24 protein-coding genes and 2 pseudogenes are annotated in these 16,625 nt (G+C 42.2%); all 26 read left to right on the top strand.

The window, feature by feature from the left end; genetic code table 11:
• Positions 1 to 99: 99 nt before the first annotated feature.
• Positions 100 to 345 (top strand): hypothetical protein, encoded by a 246-nt coding sequence (locus ACERCF_RS09065; protein ID WP_172459172.1) that lies wholly within the window; start codon positions 100 to 102, stop codon positions 343 to 345.
• Positions 338 to 907, top strand: a complete 570-nt coding sequence (locus tag ACERCF_RS09060) for a lysozyme (RefSeq protein ID WP_006250099.1) — start codon at positions 338 to 340, stop codon at positions 905 to 907. Before ACERCF_RS09065 ends, ACERCF_RS09060 begins: the two co-directional genes overlap by 8 nt.
• A pseudogene (locus tag ACERCF_RS09055) lies at positions 880 to 1,229 on the top strand (DUF2570 family protein). Before ACERCF_RS09060 ends, ACERCF_RS09055 begins: the two are co-directional and overlap by 28 nt.
• Positions 1,174 to 1,308, top strand: a complete 135-nt coding sequence (gene lysC, locus ACERCF_RS12540) for an Rz1-like lysis system protein LysC (protein WP_472853093.1) — start codon at positions 1,174 to 1,176, stop codon at positions 1,306 to 1,308. Before ACERCF_RS09055 ends, lysC (ACERCF_RS12540) begins: the two are co-directional and overlap by 56 nt.
• On the top strand, positions 1,295 to 1,486 hold the full coding sequence (lysC, locus tag ACERCF_RS12535) for an Rz1-like lysis system protein LysC (protein WP_472853094.1): 192 nt from the start codon (positions 1,295 to 1,297) through the stop codon (positions 1,484 to 1,486). Before lysC (ACERCF_RS12540) ends, lysC (ACERCF_RS12535) begins: the two co-directional genes overlap by 14 nt.
• A gap of 135 nt (positions 1,487 to 1,621) precedes the next feature.
• Positions 1,622 to 2,017: a hypothetical protein gene (locus tag ACERCF_RS09050; RefSeq protein ID WP_373625379.1), complete on the top strand. Its 396-nt coding sequence runs from the start codon at positions 1,622 to 1,624 to the stop codon at positions 2,015 to 2,017.
• Between the two features lie 6 nt (positions 2,018 to 2,023).
• Positions 2,024 to 2,374 (top strand): HNH endonuclease, encoded by a 351-nt coding sequence (locus ACERCF_RS09045; protein ID WP_373625378.1) that lies wholly within the window; start codon positions 2,024 to 2,026, stop codon positions 2,372 to 2,374.
• A gap of 110 nt (positions 2,375 to 2,484) precedes the next feature.
• Complete coding sequence (locus ACERCF_RS09040; RefSeq protein WP_373625377.1) at positions 2,485 to 2,970, top strand: phage terminase small subunit P27 family; 486 nt, start codon at positions 2,485 to 2,487, stop codon at positions 2,968 to 2,970.
• Entirely contained in the window at positions 2,967 to 4,670 is a 1,704-nt protein-coding gene (locus ACERCF_RS09035) for a terminase large subunit (RefSeq protein ID WP_373625376.1), read from the top strand. The genes ACERCF_RS09040 and ACERCF_RS09035 overlap by 4 nt, the downstream gene beginning before the upstream one ends.
• A complete protein-coding gene (locus ACERCF_RS09030; RefSeq protein WP_373625375.1) occupies positions 4,667 to 4,819 on the top strand; it encodes a hypothetical protein in 153 nt (50 codons plus the stop codon). Before ACERCF_RS09035 ends, ACERCF_RS09030 begins: the two co-directional genes overlap by 4 nt.
• Positions 4,816 to 6,033 carry a phage portal protein gene (locus ACERCF_RS09025; protein ID WP_373625374.1) on the top strand — a complete coding sequence of 406 codons (1,218 nt, stop codon included), beginning with the start codon at positions 4,816 to 4,818 and terminating at the stop codon, positions 6,031 to 6,033. The genes ACERCF_RS09030 and ACERCF_RS09025 overlap by 4 nt, the downstream gene beginning before the upstream one ends.
• Positions 6,026 to 6,625, top strand: coding sequence for an HK97 family phage prohead protease (locus ACERCF_RS09020; RefSeq protein WP_373625373.1), 600 nt, complete (start codon positions 6,026 to 6,028; stop codon positions 6,623 to 6,625). Before ACERCF_RS09025 ends, ACERCF_RS09020 begins: the two co-directional genes overlap by 8 nt.
• Before the next feature lie 77 nt (positions 6,626 to 6,702).
• On the top strand, positions 6,703 to 7,239 hold the full coding sequence (locus ACERCF_RS09015) for a Rha family transcriptional regulator (RefSeq protein WP_373625372.1): 537 nt from the start codon (positions 6,703 to 6,705) through the stop codon (positions 7,237 to 7,239).
• Between the two features lie 248 nt (positions 7,240 to 7,487).
• A complete protein-coding gene (locus ACERCF_RS09010; protein WP_373625371.1) occupies positions 7,488 to 8,150 on the top strand; it encodes a BRO family protein in 663 nt (220 codons plus the stop codon).
• 119 nt (positions 8,151 to 8,269) lie between these two features.
• Positions 8,270 to 9,478: a phage major capsid protein gene (locus ACERCF_RS09005; RefSeq protein ID WP_373625370.1), complete on the top strand. Its 1,209-nt coding sequence runs from the start codon at positions 8,270 to 8,272 to the stop codon at positions 9,476 to 9,478.
• Positions 9,479 to 9,523: 45 nt separating this feature from the next.
• The gene (locus ACERCF_RS09000; protein WP_373625369.1) at positions 9,524 to 9,844 is read left to right on the top strand and encodes a head-tail connector protein; all 321 of its coding nucleotides are present in this window, start codon (positions 9,524 to 9,526) and stop codon (positions 9,842 to 9,844) included.
• 41 nt (positions 9,845 to 9,885) lie between these two features.
• Complete coding sequence (locus tag ACERCF_RS08995; RefSeq protein ID WP_249763886.1) at positions 9,886 to 10,221, top strand: phage head closure protein; 336 nt, start codon at positions 9,886 to 9,888, stop codon at positions 10,219 to 10,221.
• Complete coding sequence (locus ACERCF_RS08990; protein WP_373625368.1) at positions 10,202 to 10,681, top strand: HK97-gp10 family putative phage morphogenesis protein; 480 nt, start codon at positions 10,202 to 10,204, stop codon at positions 10,679 to 10,681. Before ACERCF_RS08995 ends, ACERCF_RS08990 begins: the two co-directional genes overlap by 20 nt.
• The gene (locus ACERCF_RS08985; RefSeq protein ID WP_373625367.1) at positions 10,678 to 11,022 is read left to right on the top strand and encodes a DUF3168 domain-containing protein; all 345 of its coding nucleotides are present in this window, start codon (positions 10,678 to 10,680) and stop codon (positions 11,020 to 11,022) included. The genes ACERCF_RS08990 and ACERCF_RS08985 overlap by 4 nt, the downstream gene beginning before the upstream one ends.
• A 3-nt stretch (positions 11,023 to 11,025) precedes the next feature.
• Positions 11,026 to 11,667 carry a phage tail protein gene (locus ACERCF_RS08980; protein ID WP_373625366.1) on the top strand — a complete coding sequence of 214 codons (642 nt, stop codon included), beginning with the start codon at positions 11,026 to 11,028 and terminating at the stop codon, positions 11,665 to 11,667.
• Positions 11,668 to 11,749: 82 nt separating this feature from the next.
• Positions 11,750 to 12,151, top strand: coding sequence for a hypothetical protein (locus ACERCF_RS08975; RefSeq protein ID WP_373625365.1), 402 nt, complete (start codon positions 11,750 to 11,752; stop codon positions 12,149 to 12,151).
• Positions 12,152 to 12,195: 44 nt separating this feature from the next.
• Entirely contained in the window at positions 12,196 to 12,426 is a 231-nt protein-coding gene (locus ACERCF_RS08970; RefSeq protein WP_373625364.1) for a phage tail assembly protein T, read from the top strand.
• A gap of 63 nt (positions 12,427 to 12,489) precedes the next feature.
• Complete coding sequence (locus ACERCF_RS08965; RefSeq protein WP_373625363.1) at positions 12,490 to 12,720, top strand: hypothetical protein; 231 nt, start codon at positions 12,490 to 12,492, stop codon at positions 12,718 to 12,720.
• A 59-nt stretch (positions 12,721 to 12,779) separates the two neighbouring features.
• Positions 12,780 to 16,154 carry a phage tail tape measure protein gene (locus ACERCF_RS08960; RefSeq protein ID WP_373625362.1) on the top strand — a complete coding sequence of 1,125 codons (3,375 nt, stop codon included), beginning with the start codon at positions 12,780 to 12,782 and terminating at the stop codon, positions 16,152 to 16,154.
• The gene (locus ACERCF_RS08955) at positions 16,154 to 16,483 is read left to right on the top strand and encodes a phage tail protein (RefSeq protein WP_330499694.1); all 330 of its coding nucleotides are present in this window, start codon (positions 16,154 to 16,156) and stop codon (positions 16,481 to 16,483) included. The genes ACERCF_RS08960 and ACERCF_RS08955 overlap by 1 nt, the downstream gene beginning before the upstream one ends.
• Positions 16,483 to 16,625 (top strand): annotated as a pseudogene (locus ACERCF_RS08950) (phage minor tail protein L); the annotation flags it as partial. The gene ACERCF_RS08955 and the pseudogene ACERCF_RS08950, both read left to right, overlap by 1 nt.

Here is a 16,625-nt window from a genome sequence, read left to right as displayed (position 1 = left end):
CCTTGCGATTAGTGCAAGTGCATTACGCAACACTATTTTTATAGCCCTGATTGGTTTTCCAGTCGGGGCTTTTTTATTGCCTCAAAAATGAGGTGGAGTATGAAATATATGAAAGATATGGGGACGCAAAGCTATATTTGGTCTAGCTTTGGTGGTTTTATTGCTTGGTTAAGCGATCAGCAAAACTTAATGATATTAAGCCTAGCTATTGGTATTGTTACAGCTTGTGCGAATTTGTATCAGCGTTGTGAAGATGGTAAACGGCGTAAGCGTGAAGATGAACGGGCGGAAGAGCTTCATCAAGCGAAAATGGCAAGATTGAGAAAGGGGCTAAGTGATGAGTAAAAGCCTTAAATATGGCAGTGGTATCGTTTGTGGTATCGCTGCCATTATTACATTAGTCCAATATCAACATCCCGAAATCCGCACTAACCAAGCTGGATTAGAGATTATCGGTAATGCTGAGGGTTGCAGACGTGATCCGTATAAATGCCCTGCCGATGTAATCACGGTTGGCATTGGCTCAACGGAGTTTGGCGGTGAAAAGATTGACCCAAATCGTATTTATTCTGACAAAGAAATTGCTGAGCGTTGGGCAAAAGATTTGAAGATTGCGGAGAGTTGTGTCAATCGTCATTTTAATGGTAAAGACATGAACGATAATCAATTTTCGGGAATGACGTCCGCTGTATTTAATATGGGTTGTTATAACATGAGATTTTATCGGAATAAACAAGGTCAATATGTGCAGACTACCATCCATAAACTCGCAGTGAATAAACAATTTGAGGAGATGTGTCATCGACTACCTGACTTTATTCGTGCCAGTGGTAAGGTGTTGAACGGATTGGTTATCCGCCGTGAAAAGGAGAAAGCATTATGCTTAACTGGATTAGTGGCACGATAGCCATTGTGATTTTGGGCTTGTGTGTATGGTTATGGGGTCAGTCTCAGATTATAGATAGCTTAAGAGCCGAGAACCACATACAAGCCCAAACTATCGAACAGCAACAAAAAGTCAATCAACGGCTGCTGATACGCTCGAGCAAGAGCGACAAGCGGTCGAAAAAAGCCAAAAAATTGCAAATGAGCTGCGAAATAAAGTGGAGATTGTTCAAAATGAGATTAAGTCAATTCTCGCCCAAGACAGTTGTGCTAAAACTGATTTGCCTAATGGCGTGGCTGATAGTATTAAGCGGCTGCACCAGCAAAACAATCGTCAGCACTGAGTATTTATATCCGCCAGCAGCATACCTAGTACCGTGCGAGCGGACAGAGTNGCACCAGCAAAACAATCGTCAGCACTGAGTATTTATATCCGCCAGCAGCATACCTAGTACCGTGCGAGCGGACAGAGTTTAGCGGTAAAACCTACGGCGATACGGTCGAGTATCTCGTTAGAGTAATGGGAGAGCGTGATTTGTGTGCTAATCAAATTGACCGTATCAGAGAGTGGCAAGCACAGGCTAAACAGGGTTTTAAATGACTTGGCGGATTAAACCGCTATTGAGAGTGGGAGCTTAATTGCTCCCTTTTCATTTGCGTTACATTACTTAGTTATGCTTTTGATTGTATTAAGATCATAACTAAGCAATGTGTTGTATTAAAAAAAGGATTACTTATGATTATTAAATTGAAATTAGGTTCGGTGCTTGTGTTATCACAAGTTAAACAAGCGACTATTGCATACGCTGATTCAGAGGAGTATCAAACAGCAATCGAGCAAGCCAAGAAAGGTTTACGTGATGAAGATAAAGGTAAATCGTTTGAAACTGTTCTTCACTTACCTGCTGTGTATGCCGATGAAGATGGACAAGAAGAAGTTTGCCCTGAGCAGATTGCAACTACAGTACGTTCAGATAATGTAAGTGGCGATCCTGTTGCGGTGGTATTAATTCCAGATGATAACGTGGTTGGCGAACTGCAATCTATTTTCATTTATAAGACAGATTATGCGGAAGTGCTTACTGATACAGGCACTACACTAAGTAAAGTAAAAGCTAAACGTTATCGATAACTTATTATGCCAGCTAGAATCCCCAAAGCCTGTCGCAAGCAAGGCTGCAAGCATACAACAACTGATCCGAGTGGGTATTGTGATACACACAAGGATTGCGGTTGGCAGAGACATCAGCAAGGTAAAACATCATCGCAACGTGGCTACGGCTCACAGTGGCGAAAGCTAAGAGCAATCGTACTAGAGCGTGATAAGCATTTGTGCCAAGCCTGTTTGCAGCGAGGTTTGTATGTATCAGCCTCAACGGTGGATCATATCGTTGCCAAAGCACACGGTGGTACAGATGAATTGAATAACCTACAAAGTTTGTGCTACTCGTGCCATAAAACGAAAACCGCACGAGAACGGTTAGCGTAAAAATTTGGCAGGGAGGGGGGAGGAAAATCGCTAGGGCGAACGCTCTTGGAAACCGCCCCCTGAACTCAATTTTTACAACCGCGAAATTAAAAATTTAGGGTACACGCCAAATGACAGGAAAAGCCACTACGCCGGGGCGAGGGCGAAAACCCATCCCGACCAAAGTGAAAGAGCGTCGAGGCAACCCCGGAAAACGAAAGCTAAATCAGGATGAACCTGAATTTAGCCCATTTAATGAACATAGCCCACCACCGCCCCAGCTTAATGAAGATGGTCAGCGAATGTGGGCTTTTCTTTTGAAAGAATTATTACCTCAAGGTGTACTGTTTCAAACCGATCTTGAGGTTGTAGCCAACTATTGCATCGCTTATCAGAACCGAAATTCAGCCTGTAAAGACATTGATAAATACGGCACATTTGTAGAAAACAGTAATGGCGGACTCTCCAAAAACCCCGCCTTTACCGTTTTGAACGAAGCTCTTAAGCAGATGACAACCTTTGGCTCTTTGCTCGGGCTTGACCCAAGCAGCCGCCAACGCCTAACCGGTAAAGCAGACGAACAAAACATCAATCCATTTGCGGAGTTATTACAATGACAGACAATATCAAAAAAGCGACAAAATACGCCAAAGATGTTGTTACAGGCAAAATTCCTGCCTGTCGATTCATCGTAAAAACCTGCCAACAATATCTTGATGATCTTGAACGCCAACAAGCAGTCGAATTTCCCTATTATTTTGCGGAAGACAAAGCGGAAAAAGCCTGCAAGTTCATTCAATATTTACCGCACACCAAAGGCGAATGGGCGTTAAAACGCCAAAACATCACGCTTGAACCGTGGCAATTGTTTATTGTAGCGAATGCTTTTGGCTGGCTACGCAAATCAAACAACCTTCGCCGCTATCGTGAAATTTATGTTGAAGTACCACGCAAAAACGGCAAATCGGCAATTTCCGCTGGTGTCGGCTTATATATGTTTTGTATGGACAACGAATTTGGAGCTGAAGTCTATTCAGGTGCAACCACCGAAAAGCAAGCGTGGGAAGTTTTTCGTCCTGCCCGATTGATGTGTAAGAAAACCGATCTACTCTGCTCAACATTCGGTATTGAAGTAAACGCATCAAATCTCAACCGCCCGTCAGACGGCTCACGCTTTGAACCGCTTATCGGCTCACCAGGTGATGGAGCAAGCCCAAGTTGTGCGATTGTGGACGAATACCACGAACACAAAAACGATGAACTCTACACCACAATGCTCACCGGTATGGGAGCAAGAAAACAGCCGTTAATGTTCATCATCACTACTGCAGGTTACAACATTGAAGGGCCGTGTTACGACAAACGACGTGAAGTGATTGAAAAACTTAACGGAGCAATCCCAAATGACGAACTATTCGGCATCATATACACCATTGATGAAGATGATGACTGGACGGACGAAAGCGTACTCCGAAAAGCAAACCCTAATTTTGATGTATCGGTTTACGGCGATTACCTGATTAGCCAACAAAACAAAGCTATCAACAACGCACGGCTTACCAATACTTTTAAAACCAAACACCTAAACGTATGGGTATCGGCGAAAGAGAGCTTTTTCAATATGGTTAGCTGGGAAAACTGCAAAGATGAAAGTCTCAGCCTCAATGATTTCCAAGACGACGAGGTGTATTTAGGGCTGGATATGGCTCGCAAACTGGATATGAATTCGCTCGTTAAAGTCTTTAGCCGAATCATTGACGGTAAACGTCATTACTACTGTATTGCCCCTGAATTTTTCGTGCCGGAAGATACGGTTTACAACACTGATACTGCCTTAAAACGTGTTGTCGATAAATATCAAAAATGGGTAAATAGCGGAAATCTCACGGCAACAGACGGTGCGGAAGTGGACTATCGAGAAATCGAAGAAGTCATCAAAGAAACCAACCACCAACACCGAGTGTCTTGCGTAGCGATTGACCCGCACGGAGCGATTGCAATCAGCCACAACTTGGCGGACGAAGGCTTAAACCCGATAACGATTACCCAAAACTACACTAACCTCTCCGACCCGATGAAAGAATTGGAAGCAGCGATTGAATCAGGTCGTTTTCATCACGACGGCAACCCGATTATGACGTGGTGTATCGGTAACGTTGTCGGTAAAACCGTACCGGGTAATGATGATGTGGTTCGCCCGATTAAAGAAATCCCCGAAAACAAAATCGACGGAGCTGTCGCCCTAATGATGGCAATCGGTCGCATTATGTTGAATGTGGACGATAATTTTTTCCCTAATGAGGTATTAGAATTATGAAAACGCTCCTAACAGATATTATCGGTATTGGCGGATTTTTAATGCTTTGTTATGGCGTGTATCTCCAATATGGAGAGGCTATTGCTTGTATGTCTGGCGGAACACTTTTATTGCTCTATGCTCTTATAAGTGCAGGAGGTAAGCAGTGATTTTTGACAAACTTTTTACCACTCGCTCACTGGAAAACCCCGCTGTCCCCTTAAGTGCAGAAAATGCGTATGAAGAATTATTCGGCACGCAACCTACAAAAATCGTTAGTCCTGATCTCGCAATGAAATTGGCGGCGGTTTATGCTTGCGTATATGTTCTTTCCAGCTCTATTGCTCAATTACCGCTCCACGTTAAACGCAAAAGCGGCGATAAAGTAGAAACCGTTCGAGATCACCCAACTTATTACTTACTGCACGACAGCCCGAATTTTTGGCAAACCTCATATAAATTGCGTGAGTATGCTCAAAGTGCGGTGTTACTGTATGGTAATGCGTACATTCACATTGTGCGGAATAAAAATGGCACGGTACAGTCTCTCGAATCACTTGAACCGTGGAAAGTTCAGCTACTGAAAAATGGCGGTCGTTACGTTTACGGCTATTATGATGACGACAAAACATTGAGCATTTCGCCCGATGATATGATTCACATTAAATCACTTGGGCCATCGATCAAAACCGGCAAATCCGTTATTCAAACCCACGCTGAAACCATTGGTCTAGGGCTAGATGCTCGCAAATTTGCCAGCGGATTTTTTGGCGGCAACGCACGACCGGCAGGGATTTTATCGGTAAAAACACCTATCAATAGCAGTTCTTGGGCTAATTTTAAGTCAATGTGGCAAGAGGCTCAAAATAAACTCCGTAGCGAAGAAAACAAAACCATTTTACTCCCGGCAGAACTTGATTATAAAGCCCTGACTGTATCGCCGGTTGATACCGAACTACTGTCAATGATGAAACTCAACCGCTCAGAAATTGCCGGTATTTTCAATGTACCGGCTCATATGATTAACGACTTGGAAAAAGCCACTTTCTCCAACATTTCCGAGCAAACCATTCAATTTATCCGCTATAGCGTAATGCCGTGGGTAGTAAATTGGGAACAAGAGCTAAATCGCAAAATCTTTACCGAAGCAGAACGCAAAGCAGGTTACTTCGTCAAATTTAACCTTGCCGGCATTATGCGTGGCACAGCAGCTGAGCGAGCCACTTTCTACCACAATGCTATTACCGATGGCTGGATGTCTCGCAACGAAGCCCGGCAGCTGGAAGATATGAACCCGGTTGAGGGCTTAGACGAAATGTTAGTCAGCGTGAATGCAGCCCAACAATCTCAACAAAACAAACAACAGGAGAACAGCAATGAGTGATATTGAAAAACGCTCCTACGCTGGCGAAGTACGAGCTGAAAATCGAGAAAATGAACCAACGCATATCATCGGCTACGGCTCGGTATTCAACTCAAAATCAGAAGTAATGTGGGGTTTCCGTGAAATCATTATGCCGGGAGCCTTTGATGATGTCCTTGAAGACGATGTAAGAGGTTTATTTAACCACGATCCGAATTTTATTCTAGGTCGCAGTAAAGCCGGTACATTAAGCCTTTCTGTTGATGAAACAGGCTTAAAATACGACATCATCGCCCCTGATACGCCAACCATTCGTGATTTAGTGATCGCCCCACTAAAACGGGGCGACATTACTCAATCGTCCTTTGCGTTTCGTATCGCTCGTAACGGTGATAATTGGTACGAAAATGAAGATGGTGTCATTATTCGGGAAATCCACAAAATTTCACGTCTGTATGATGTCAGTCCGGTAACTTATCCGGCTTACCAAGAAGCCAGCAGCACGGCACGCTCCCTTGAAGCGTGGAAAGAAGCAAGAAATTCAGGAGCAATCGCAAAAGCTGTGTCGCAAAAAGCAGCAAGAGAGCGTTTTTTAACGTTAATTTCAGCTTAGAAAATAAAAACAAACCCCGAGTAACGGCAAATTACTCGGGGTTTTTCTTTACCTAAAATTTAAGAGAAGGATAGAAAATGAACTTACAAAAAATTGAAAACTTTTCCCAATTTGTCCAAGTAAAGGGCGATAAAATTATTACTGATTCCCATACTGTTGCGAAAGTATTTGGGAAAAGCCACAAGAATGTCCTACGTGATATTCAAAACCTTTTAGAAGATTGCCCCGATAAATTTGGTGGGCTCAATTTTGAGCTCACCTCTTATAAAGACCGCTGGAACCGTGAAAAACCAATGTTTGAAATGACTAAAAACGGCTTTGTACTGCTTGTTATGGGTTTTAATGGTAAACGAGCTACCCAATTTAAAATTGCCTTTATCGAAGCCTTTGATTACCTGATTACCCAAGCAGGAAAAACCAGCTATCAACTGTTGCAAGAATATCAACAGCTCTGCTTGAACACCAAGATGGAAGAACAGTTAGCAAGCTACTGTGGAAAAGGTTTAAATCGTTGGAAAGGTAAGAAACCAAGCCTATATGAAAAGATCAAACTATTGGAAGATAAAATTCAGATCAATTTAAATTTAGTGATTGACGATAAAACATTTGAGTAGTACTATTTCCCCATAGGTGTCGAAACCTACATAAAAGGCGGTAATCCGCAACCGAAACCCTATGCGGTTTTTTTGTACCCGAAATTTGGGGCAGAAAAGGTCTATTAAATTTTTGTCTATGATCGAGTGGGTGGCGAATACAACACCCGAAAGGGAAATAAGCCCAGCCGACCTTTTACGGCTTTCGAACCACTTGATCGCCCTAATCTACGGATTAGGAAATGTCGAAAATTTAAAAGGATCTCACTATGACTACTCAAACAAAACTCTCAACATTCAACTTTGAAACCCAACAAATCCGTGTTATCGCAGTAAATGGCGAACCTTGGTTCGTTGCAAAAGATCTCTGTGATACATTGGGAATTTCAAATCCAAGCAAAGCAATTCTTAACTTAGATGACGATGAAAAAATGATTTCTTCCGACCCTAACTTAAAGTTAGGGTCGGCAGGAAATGGTGCTCAAAGTCTAAGTTTAGTTTCCGAAAGCGGAATGTACACCCTAATCCTCCGCTGTCGTGAAGCGGTGAAAAAAGGTTCAGTGCCACACCGTTTCAGAAAATGGGTAACCGCCGAAGTGTTACCGCAGATCCGAAAAACAGGTGCTTATACCAAACCTGTTGAGCAAGAACCGAAATTTACCCATACTCTAACAAGCGATGAACTACGGGATTTAGCGTGGCTCTGGTTCGAGGCAAGCAAAACGGCGGAAACAATGAACACGCTTTATCAACCGCTGATGGCTATTGGCTCTAATCTTGCCCCAATGGTGTATAGCCAAGGTGTGGAATACGGCAACCATATTCAGCGAATGGGCAAACTCATCTACCGCCTCACCTATGGCGTAGATTTTAGCAATAATCCGACACCGTTCCGCCATTTACAGCAAGGCGTTGCACTACCGCACCGGTAATTCGCAAACTTTTACCAAAAAATGACCGCTTGTGAAACAGCAAGCGGCTTTTGGCATACCTAAATTTTATCAATACGAGCCACATTCTTGTGGCTTTTTTCATTTAAGAGGAAATAAAAATGGCTAAATTACACGAGCTACAAGAAAAACGCCGCAATATTGCGGTTCAAATGCGTCAATTAAATGACGAGATTGGTGATAACACTTGGACGGATGAACAACGCACCAAGTGGGACTCGATGAAACACGAACTGGGTGGCGTAGAGGCACAAATTGAGCGTGAAGAATCACTACGTTCTACCGATACTCTCTTTGTGGAAGAAAAGCGTGAAGAGCAAGTTAAAGCTCCTGTATTAGATGTAGAAGCAAAACGCTCACAAGTATTTGATTCCTTCTTACGTCGTGGCTTGGGAGAATTAACTCAAGAAGAAAAGCAGGTAATGGCTGAACTTCGAGCTCAATCGGTAGGAGCAAATGAACAAGGCGGCTATACCGTACCGAAAGAGTTCCAAGCTCGTATTGTAGAACAGATGAAAGCCTTTGGCGGTATTGCCAACGTCAGCCGTATTATTACCACATCGGACGGTCGCAATATTGAATGGCTAACGGCTGATGCAACCAGTGAAATGGGCGAGCTAATCGGCGAAAACCAAGCAGCAACAGAGCAAGACACGAATTTTGGTATTGCAAATCTCGGTTCTCGTAAACTTACCTCTAAAATTATCCGTGTTTCCGGTGAATTATTACAAGATAGTGCGATTGATATTGAAGCCTACCTTGCCTCTCGCATTGCTGAACGTATCGGACGAGCTGAAGCTCATTATCTTGTTCGTGGTAACGGCACAGGTTCGCCTGTCGCCCAACCGAAAGGCTTAGATGTCAGCGTAACCGGTAAAACCACTACAGTCGCAGCAAATACAGTAGATTGGAAAGATATTAATGCCTTAATTCATTCTATCGACCCTGCTTATCGTGGTGCAGGTAATACTCGCCTTGCATTTAACGACAAAACGTTCCGCACATTGAAAGAAATGGTCGATGCCAATAATCGTCCACTATGGCTACCAAGTATCACGGGCGTTGCACCGGCAACGATTTTAGGCTACCAATATGTTATCGATCAGGGCATTGAAGATATTGCTAAAGACAAGAAATTTATGTTCTTTGGCGATTTCAACCGTTTTATCGTCCGCCGTGTATCTTATATGACGTTGAAACGCTTAGTGGAACGTTATGCCGAATACGATCAAGTGGGTTTCTTAGCTTTCCACCGTTTCGATTGTGCGTTAGAAGACACTTCAGCAATCAAAGCATTAGTGGGTAAATAGTGTGTAAGTCGGGCATTTACGCCCGACATTCTCAAGGACAATGTAATGAACATAACACTTGAAGAAGTCAAACAACAATGCCGTATCGAACACGAGCTGGAAGATGATTTGCTCAATGGCTACCTGCTTTCAGCCCAAAAAACGGTAGAAAATCTGACGAATCGCCAACTTTTTGATGAACTACCCGAAGAACCACCGGCAAATGCATTACTGCTGACGGCAGACATTAAAATGGCAGTATTAATGCTCACGGCATACTTGTACGAAAACCGAAGCGGCTGGAATGAAGCGAATAACTCACCGAATTTTGCGATTCCGCCAACAGTCGAGATTATTATTCAATCCTATAAATTCATCACGCTCTAACAAGCGGTCAAATTTTCCGAAAAATTTACATAAGGAAAGGTATGAACATCGGCAAACTTCGTCATCGGATTATTATCCAAACGCAACGCAACCGCCCAAGCGAATATGGTGCAGTCGTTGCCGAATGGCACGATTTACACACCGCTTGGGCGGAAGTTAAACCGATTTCGGGGCGAGAACTTAACTCGGCAAACCAAATTCACAGTGAGGCTACGATGCAAATTTGGCTACGTTACTTGCCGAATCTTGATCACACAATGCGAGTGAAATTTGGTAACCGCCTATTTGAGATTGTAGCAATCCAAAACTGGCGGGAACTTAATCGAAGTCTATTACTGCATTGTAAGGAGCTAACCAATGGCAACGCTCAACGTTAAGATTGAAGGCTTAAAAGAGCTTGGTCAAAAAATGCAATCGTTAGGCAAAAAAGCCTCAAATCGGATTGCAGTCAAAGCGATGCGACAAGGTGGTGCGATAGTGCGAAATACCGCCCGAGCCAAAGCTCCTGTACTGCAAGAAAACGTACCACATCGTAAAAAAGGCACATTGAAAAAAGCAATTACCTCCCGAACCAAAATTAAAAACGGTAAAACAGAAACAATCGTTTGGGTTAAGAAATTGACCGACAAACAAATTAGCCGTTTCAAAGGGAAAAGCGGAAGAGGTGGGGCTTACAATCCTAACGATCCGTATTACTGGCGGTTTGTAGAGTTCGGCACAAGCAAAATGGGAGCAAAGCCATTTATGCGGCCGGCTTTTGAACAAAGCAAACAGCAAGCGGCAAAAGCGATCACCGACACGCTCCGCACCGAAATCCACAAGGAGGCAACTTCTTGATCCAAAATGAACTTTATACTGCCCTGAAGTCACTGGTTTCAGGGCGTTGTTTTTATGAGGTTATTCCGGAAACTAACACGGAATACCCTGTGATTGTGTATCAATTTCCCAACATCTCGCCCAATTCTGCCCTGATTGACAGCGAAATGGACGATTACACGGTGCAAATCGATATTTACAGTCACAATCCTGATGATATTTTTCGACTGCGTAAGCAAGTCATTGAGGTAGTTGAAGATACATTTAATTTTGCCGAACGAGTAGCTGATTTCAGTGATTACGAAGCTGAAACGAAACTCCATCGGCGAATGTTTACTTATCAAATAGCTTATGAGGACTAAACTATGGCTAAAACCACCCCATTTAAAGGTACAAAATTTCGTATTGGCGTAGGCAAAGAAGGGCAAAAAGCGATTACCGCCATTAGCCTTAATACCGTCACACTCACCATTGCTACATCAGGCTACCAAAAAGGCGATGCCATTGAATTAACAGGTTGTGGGCAACTTGACGGCGTTTACCCTGTTTTATCGGTAACAGGCGATCAGGTTAAACTTTGTGAAGAAGTGAATTGGGAAGGTAAAGACTTACCAAGTAGCTACGCACAAGCCAAAGCCGCACGAGTGCAATTCTCCGCTCAATTCTGTGCGATCAAAAACATTGAAAAATCGGACGATACGCTTTCGACCGAAGATGTAACCACCGTTTGCTCTGAAGGCACGGAAACCGAACCAGGCGAAATTGAGTTCGGCCCAATTAAACTGAGTTTCTTCCACACCCCAAGTACCGAAATGCAAAAACGCCTGCGTAAATTATTCTACGACAAAGCGACTTTCCCATATAAATTGGAATTACCGAATGATAACGGCACAACCTACGGGCAAGCCTTTATTGAATCCGGTAACGGCTTTAGTGGCGAAGTAAAAGGTAAATATGAAGGCTCAGTATCACTTAAACCTGCCGGACGTGATTACTTGTTAGTGTAATTGCAAAAGATGATGTCAATTCGACCGCTTGTAATGTTGCAAGCGGTCTTTTTTATCCCAAATTTTACAAAAGGAACGAATAATGACCCTGCGTGAGAAACTCCTTGCCAACAAACCTAAATTACAGCCCATCGAAATCAACGGTGAAACCTACTACCTGCGTGAAGCCACTGTTGGCGATATGAACAAGCAGATTTTTGAAACCCGAAGCTGGCTCATTCAACAAGCGGAACAAGAAAGCGTTGAATTACCGGCAGAAGATGATGAAACCTTTGACGAGGCTCTCAGCCGTTTTGGCGAAAAATACCGCCTTGCTCAATCGGTTGCCTACCGCTTATGTGACGAAAACGGTGCATTACTGTTTAACCCACTTAACATTGACGATCTCAATGCGATTGCCGAATTAGACAGTAAAGTGATTATCGACTTTAACCAAGCCGTGTCCGCCCCAAAAGACTCAGCGAGCGAAGAAAGTTCCAGCTAACCCTTTCGCTCGCACTGGGTAAAACCCTTGAAGAAATCGAACAAATGCCAGAACGCCACTTTGCCGAATATCAACTTTTCTACCAAGAACAGCCTTTCGGCTTATGGCGTGAAGACTATCGCCACGCCCAGCTCTCTCACCTAATGGCAATGATCAACCGTGATCCTAAAGGCAAAGCTCCCGAACTCTCGGAATTTATGCCGTTTTTTAATCGTGTTGATGAGGCAGCGGAAATCGAAGATAACGGAGTAGCGGATTATCTTTCTAAAAGATAATTATCCATTGAATTTTTTACTCATAGAATATATATTAAGACAAAAGATGGTTAGGAGGTAAATATGATTGATAAAGTATTTTCCACATTAGGAATTATGTTGTTACTATTCCTATTATTTGTATTTATTCCGCAGCCATACGGTTTAATTACTGTTGTTATACTACCTATCATATTATTTGTCGGTATTAATATTTATGCCTATTTAAACGTAAAAAACACGGTAACGATGACTAAAGATGAAAATCGTTATAGTGAATATTGGAATAATATAAAAATCAATATTCCCAAATGATATAACTAATCAATAAAAGAAAGCTCGCTTTATGCGGGCTTTTTTATTGGAGAAAAACAATGAGTGGCTTAGGAAAATTAACCGTTACCTTAGAATTGGAAAGCGCCAAGTTTTCATCTGCGATGACAAAATCTGACTATGAGGCACAAAAATTTGCTAAAAATTTTGTGTTAAATCTAGATAAGGCAGAAAAACAGGCGAGACAGTTTGCAGATCGCTCAACTCAATATTTAAAAAATATTGAAAATGCTGCAAAAAGTATCAACAGTAATACAAATTTTTCATTTTTTACTGCTCTATCGGGTTATGCTCAATCTGCGGGCAGCAAGATTTCTCAATATACTGATAGTTATATTGAGCTTTCCAACAAACTAAAATTAGTTACCAATAGCGAAAATGAGCAAGCAAAAGCAATGGCTGTTGTTTTTGATATTTCTCAGCGTACAAGCCAATCAATGGATGCAACATCTAGTGTTTATGCTCAATTTGCATCCAATGCGGATAAGTTAGGGTTAAGTCAAAGCAAAGTTGTGCGTTTGACAGAAACGGTCTCTAAAGCAGTAGCGATGAGCGGTGTAAGTGCTGCAAACGCCCAAGCGGGTTTAATTCAATTCGGGCAGGCTCTATCATCAGGGACACTTAGAGGACAAGATCTCAATTCTGTTATTCAACAAATTCCCGGCTTAGCCTCAGCTATAGCAAAAGGGCTAGGAGTTACTACCGCAGAATTAAAAGAAATGGGTGCTAAAGGTGAACTAAGTGTAAAGAAAATCGTTACTGCGATAGAAAATGTTCAAGGTTCAGTTGATAAAGATTTTGAAGGTCGTGTAAAAACAATTTCTGGGGCATTTACCAATTTAGAAAATGCCGCAATAAAATGGGTTGGTGAGACGGATAAAGCATTCGGTGCTAGTGCAAAATTTGCAAGTGGAATTGAAATGCTTGCTGAAAATATTGGAACTTTATCCCCTTTGCTAATTGGTGCAAGTTCTGCTTTTGTAACTTTTTATGCAGGTAATAAAATTACATCCATTACCAGTATGGCTGCGGCAACAGCGAAACATAGATGGGAAATCTTTCAGAAAACTAAAGAATTAAATAATGAACGTAATGCAGCTATTCAAGCTGCGATTGCTGAAAAAAATAAGATTGCCACAGAATTAACCCATACGCAATCTTATATTCGTAATTTACAGGCTCAACTTAATTTAGCAACAACGGAAAAACAACGCTCCCTATTAAGTGCGGAATTACAAGTTCAAACCGTTAGAGAAACCAATTTAATTAATGCGAAAACTGCAGCTGTTACACGCTTAGCAACTGCTCAAAAAGCAACAACAGCATTTGGGGCAGCATTAGGATTAGTAGGTGGACCACTCGGAGCATTATCTATTGGATTAGGTGTTGCTATTCCGCTATTAATGGATTTCTTCACAAATGCTGAGCAAGCCACACAAAAATCCCTTGAGTTTGCTCAATCTCTCGACCAAATCAAGGAGCGATTACCTCAAATGACCAAATTGGAATTAGAGGTCAGTATTAATGATACCCAAGATAGTATCAAAGCACAGAAAGATAAAATTAAGGAAATCACGCAAGAGCTTGAACAGTTAGAGAAAAAAGCCAGTCAAACCAAGATTAGCTATTACTATGCAGGACAAATTCACGAGGTGGCTAAATCCGCCGAACAAATGCGTAAGGAAATGGCAGCAGTTACTGCTAAAAAGCGAGAACTCGAAGTTGCTAACCAAGATCTAGCAAGTTCCGAACAATCCCTTGCAGAACAAATAAAAAATGTGCCGCTTATCGAAATGCGACAACAGTTTATTGATCTATACCCTCATATTGATCAAAGCCAAATCAAAGTTGATGGCTTAAATATTGCTATCGGTAATTTTACCGTCAAATCACCGGAGATGGTTATTGCCGCTAATAACATTGCTAATGCTCTTGGTGGCGTTGCCGGAGAGGCTATGAGAGCGGCTATTCTAGTCGCTAATCTGTCAAGTATGAAGCTGGATGCTAACGGTGCTGCAATTATCGATCCTAAACATCTTGAAAAAATCGAGCAAATTGAACGTAACAATGCGATTGCTTCGGCTAAAGGCAAAGATAAAATCGCATTGCAAGTAAAAGACGCTCTGATTAAATCAGGTATGAAAGAGGGCGATGCCGGATACGAGCGACTAAAAGCAGCATATGAGCAACAATTTACGTTGCAAAATGCCCCTAAGCGCGGCGGAAAACCGAAGAAAACCAAAGCCGAACGCTCTGCCGAAAGTTACCAAAACCAAGTAGCGGAGATAACCAATCGTTTATCCGGCTTAAAGATAGATAAAGAAGATCTCGTAAAATATGGTGGCATTTCTCAATATCAGGAAGTGCGTAAACTTACTGAAGATATTGCTCTGAATGCTGAAAAATATAAAAACTACGGCACTGAAGGCGTGGCTAAACTCAAAGAGCTGGCTGCTAAAATTGATTCTGAACAACAGCTTTTAGACATTGAGCAATTCCAAGTCGATCACGATAAAAAGCTAGAGGCAATGCAATTCGAGCTGGATTTACTGGGAAAAACTCGTACTGAAAAAGAATTGTTACAATTTAACAATCAATTAGATTTAGAGGCCGAGCGGCTGAAAATTAATATGACGAAAGAGAATATTGCTCTTTTAGATCAGAAAATTGCCAAAATTAAGGAAGAATACGAGCTACATCAGAAAAAGCAGGAAGAAACTCGTGCTTCTGTAATGATGGGAATAAAAGAAGGCTGGAACAATATTGAAACCGATGTCAGCAATGTGGCGGCAAATCTTGCCAATATTACTCAAAATACCTTTGACGGTATGGCGGATAGCTTGACTAATTTTGTGATGACGGGTAAAGCGGATTTTCGTAGTTTTGCTAATTCCATATTATCTGATCTTAGCAAAATGATTATCAAAATGATGTTATTTAATGCTATCAAACAAGGTGCAACTATGTTGTTTGGCTACCAAGGACCGACTACAACGGTAAATGGTAATGCTGTTTATGGATTAGGTACTTGGGCAACAGGTGGCTACACAGGCAATGGCGGCAAATACACCCCAGCGGGTATCGTCCACAAAGGGGAATACGTCATCACCAAAGAGGCAACCTCTCGTCTTGGTTTGGATTATTTGAATTATCTTAACTATGGCAGACGTGGTTTTGCCTCTGGCGGTGGTGTCGCTGTACCAAGAGTACCGTCATCATCTTATCAGCCGAAATCGGCTCAAAGTAATATCAGCGTACAGGTCATCAATAATGGTGAGCCGGTAGATGCCAAAGTCAGCCAAAAACAGCAAGGCGAGCAAACGCAAATTACTGTTGAGTTAATGCGTAAAATTGCCCGTCAGGAAGCGAACGGAATGATTCAGAACAACTTTAGAGCCGGAGGAGTATTTGCCTAATGGAAACATTACAATGGTGTGTTCGCACCGATTTAGCGGTTGAAAATACCTCTGAAATAATGGAAGTCAAATTCGGCGATGGTTATACCCAACGCTCGCCCAAAGGCTTAAACAATTTATTACGAGCCTATACAGGCACAATCAAAGTGAAAAAGGGGGAACATTTAGCGGTGGAGGCATTTTTTGCCAAACATCGTGGTGTTTCCCCTTTTTACTTTAAAGATCCGTACACACAACAAAACAAAAAGGTAGTGTGTAGCAGTTGGCCCGCAAAAATGGTTGGCTTAAACCATTGGGAATTTAGCGTGACGTTTAAGGAAGTACCATAATGCCAGTTAGTATCTCCAACCAAATGAAACTCGACCTTGCCAAACTTGAGCAAAATGCAATGCTGGACTTGTACGAGGTTGATTTGCGTAAATTGCAAGACAAAAACGGCAATGCCGGTGTGGTTTATCGTTTTTACTCGGG

It is taken from the genome of Mannheimia kashgarensis (assembly GCF_041807705.1).
Classification (GTDB): domain Bacteria; phylum Pseudomonadota; class Gammaproteobacteria; order Enterobacterales; family Pasteurellaceae; genus Mannheimia.
The sequence above is the reverse complement of the archived record's forward strand: the minus strand, read 5'-3'. Positions and strand labels throughout refer to the sequence as shown.

Excerpts from the sequence above, each read along its gene's own strand:
- ACERCF_RS08980 (WP_373625366.1), top strand. The coding sequence starts at position 11,026 with ATGGCTAAAACCACCCCATTTAAAGGTACAAAATTTCGTATTGGCGTA.
- ACERCF_RS08960 (WP_373625362.1), top strand. The coding sequence starts at position 12,780 with ATGAGTGGCTTAGGAAAATTAACCGTTACCTTAGAATTGGAAAGCGCC.
- ACERCF_RS09020 (WP_373625373.1), top strand. The coding sequence starts at position 6,026 with ATGAGTGATATTGAAAAACGCTCCTACGCTGGCGAAGTACGAGCTGAA.
- ACERCF_RS09010 (WP_373625371.1), top strand. The coding sequence starts at position 7,488 with ATGACTACTCAAACAAAACTCTCAACATTCAACTTTGAAACCCAACAA.
- ACERCF_RS09060 (WP_006250099.1), top strand. The coding sequence starts at position 338 with ATGAGTAAAAGCCTTAAATATGGCAGTGGTATCGTTTGTGGTATCGCT.
- ACERCF_RS08955 (WP_330499694.1), top strand. The coding sequence starts at position 16,154 with ATGGAAACATTACAATGGTGTGTTCGCACCGATTTAGCGGTTGAAAAT.
- ACERCF_RS09035 (WP_373625376.1), top strand. The coding sequence starts at position 2,967 with ATGACAGACAATATCAAAAAAGCGACAAAATACGCCAAAGATGTTGTT.
- ACERCF_RS09045 (WP_373625378.1), top strand. The coding sequence starts at position 2,024 with ATGCCAGCTAGAATCCCCAAAGCCTGTCGCAAGCAAGGCTGCAAGCAT.
- ACERCF_RS09050 (WP_373625379.1), top strand. The coding sequence starts at position 1,622 with ATGATTATTAAATTGAAATTAGGTTCGGTGCTTGTGTTATCACAAGTT.
- ACERCF_RS09000 (WP_373625369.1), top strand. The coding sequence starts at position 9,524 with ATGAACATAACACTTGAAGAAGTCAAACAACAATGCCGTATCGAACAC.
- ACERCF_RS09005 (WP_373625370.1), top strand. The coding sequence starts at position 8,270 with ATGGCTAAATTACACGAGCTACAAGAAAAACGCCGCAATATTGCGGTT.
- ACERCF_RS09040 (WP_373625377.1), top strand. The coding sequence starts at position 2,485 with ATGACAGGAAAAGCCACTACGCCGGGGCGAGGGCGAAAACCCATCCCG.
- ACERCF_RS08965 (WP_373625363.1), top strand. The coding sequence starts at position 12,490 with ATGATTGATAAAGTATTTTCCACATTAGGAATTATGTTGTTACTATTC.
- ACERCF_RS09030 (WP_373625375.1), top strand. The coding sequence starts at position 4,667 with ATGAAAACGCTCCTAACAGATATTATCGGTATTGGCGGATTTTTAATG.
- ACERCF_RS08990 (WP_373625368.1), top strand. The coding sequence starts at position 10,202 with ATGGCAACGCTCAACGTTAAGATTGAAGGCTTAAAAGAGCTTGGTCAA.
- ACERCF_RS09015 (WP_373625372.1), top strand. The coding sequence starts at position 6,703 with ATGAACTTACAAAAAATTGAAAACTTTTCCCAATTTGTCCAAGTAAAG.
- ACERCF_RS08975 (WP_373625365.1), top strand. The coding sequence starts at position 11,750 with ATGACCCTGCGTGAGAAACTCCTTGCCAACAAACCTAAATTACAGCCC.
- ACERCF_RS08970 (WP_373625364.1), top strand. The coding sequence starts at position 12,196 with ATGCCAGAACGCCACTTTGCCGAATATCAACTTTTCTACCAAGAACAG.
- ACERCF_RS08995 (WP_249763886.1), top strand. The coding sequence starts at position 9,886 with ATGAACATCGGCAAACTTCGTCATCGGATTATTATCCAAACGCAACGC.
- ACERCF_RS09065 (WP_172459172.1), top strand. The coding sequence starts at position 100 with ATGAAATATATGAAAGATATGGGGACGCAAAGCTATATTTGGTCTAGC.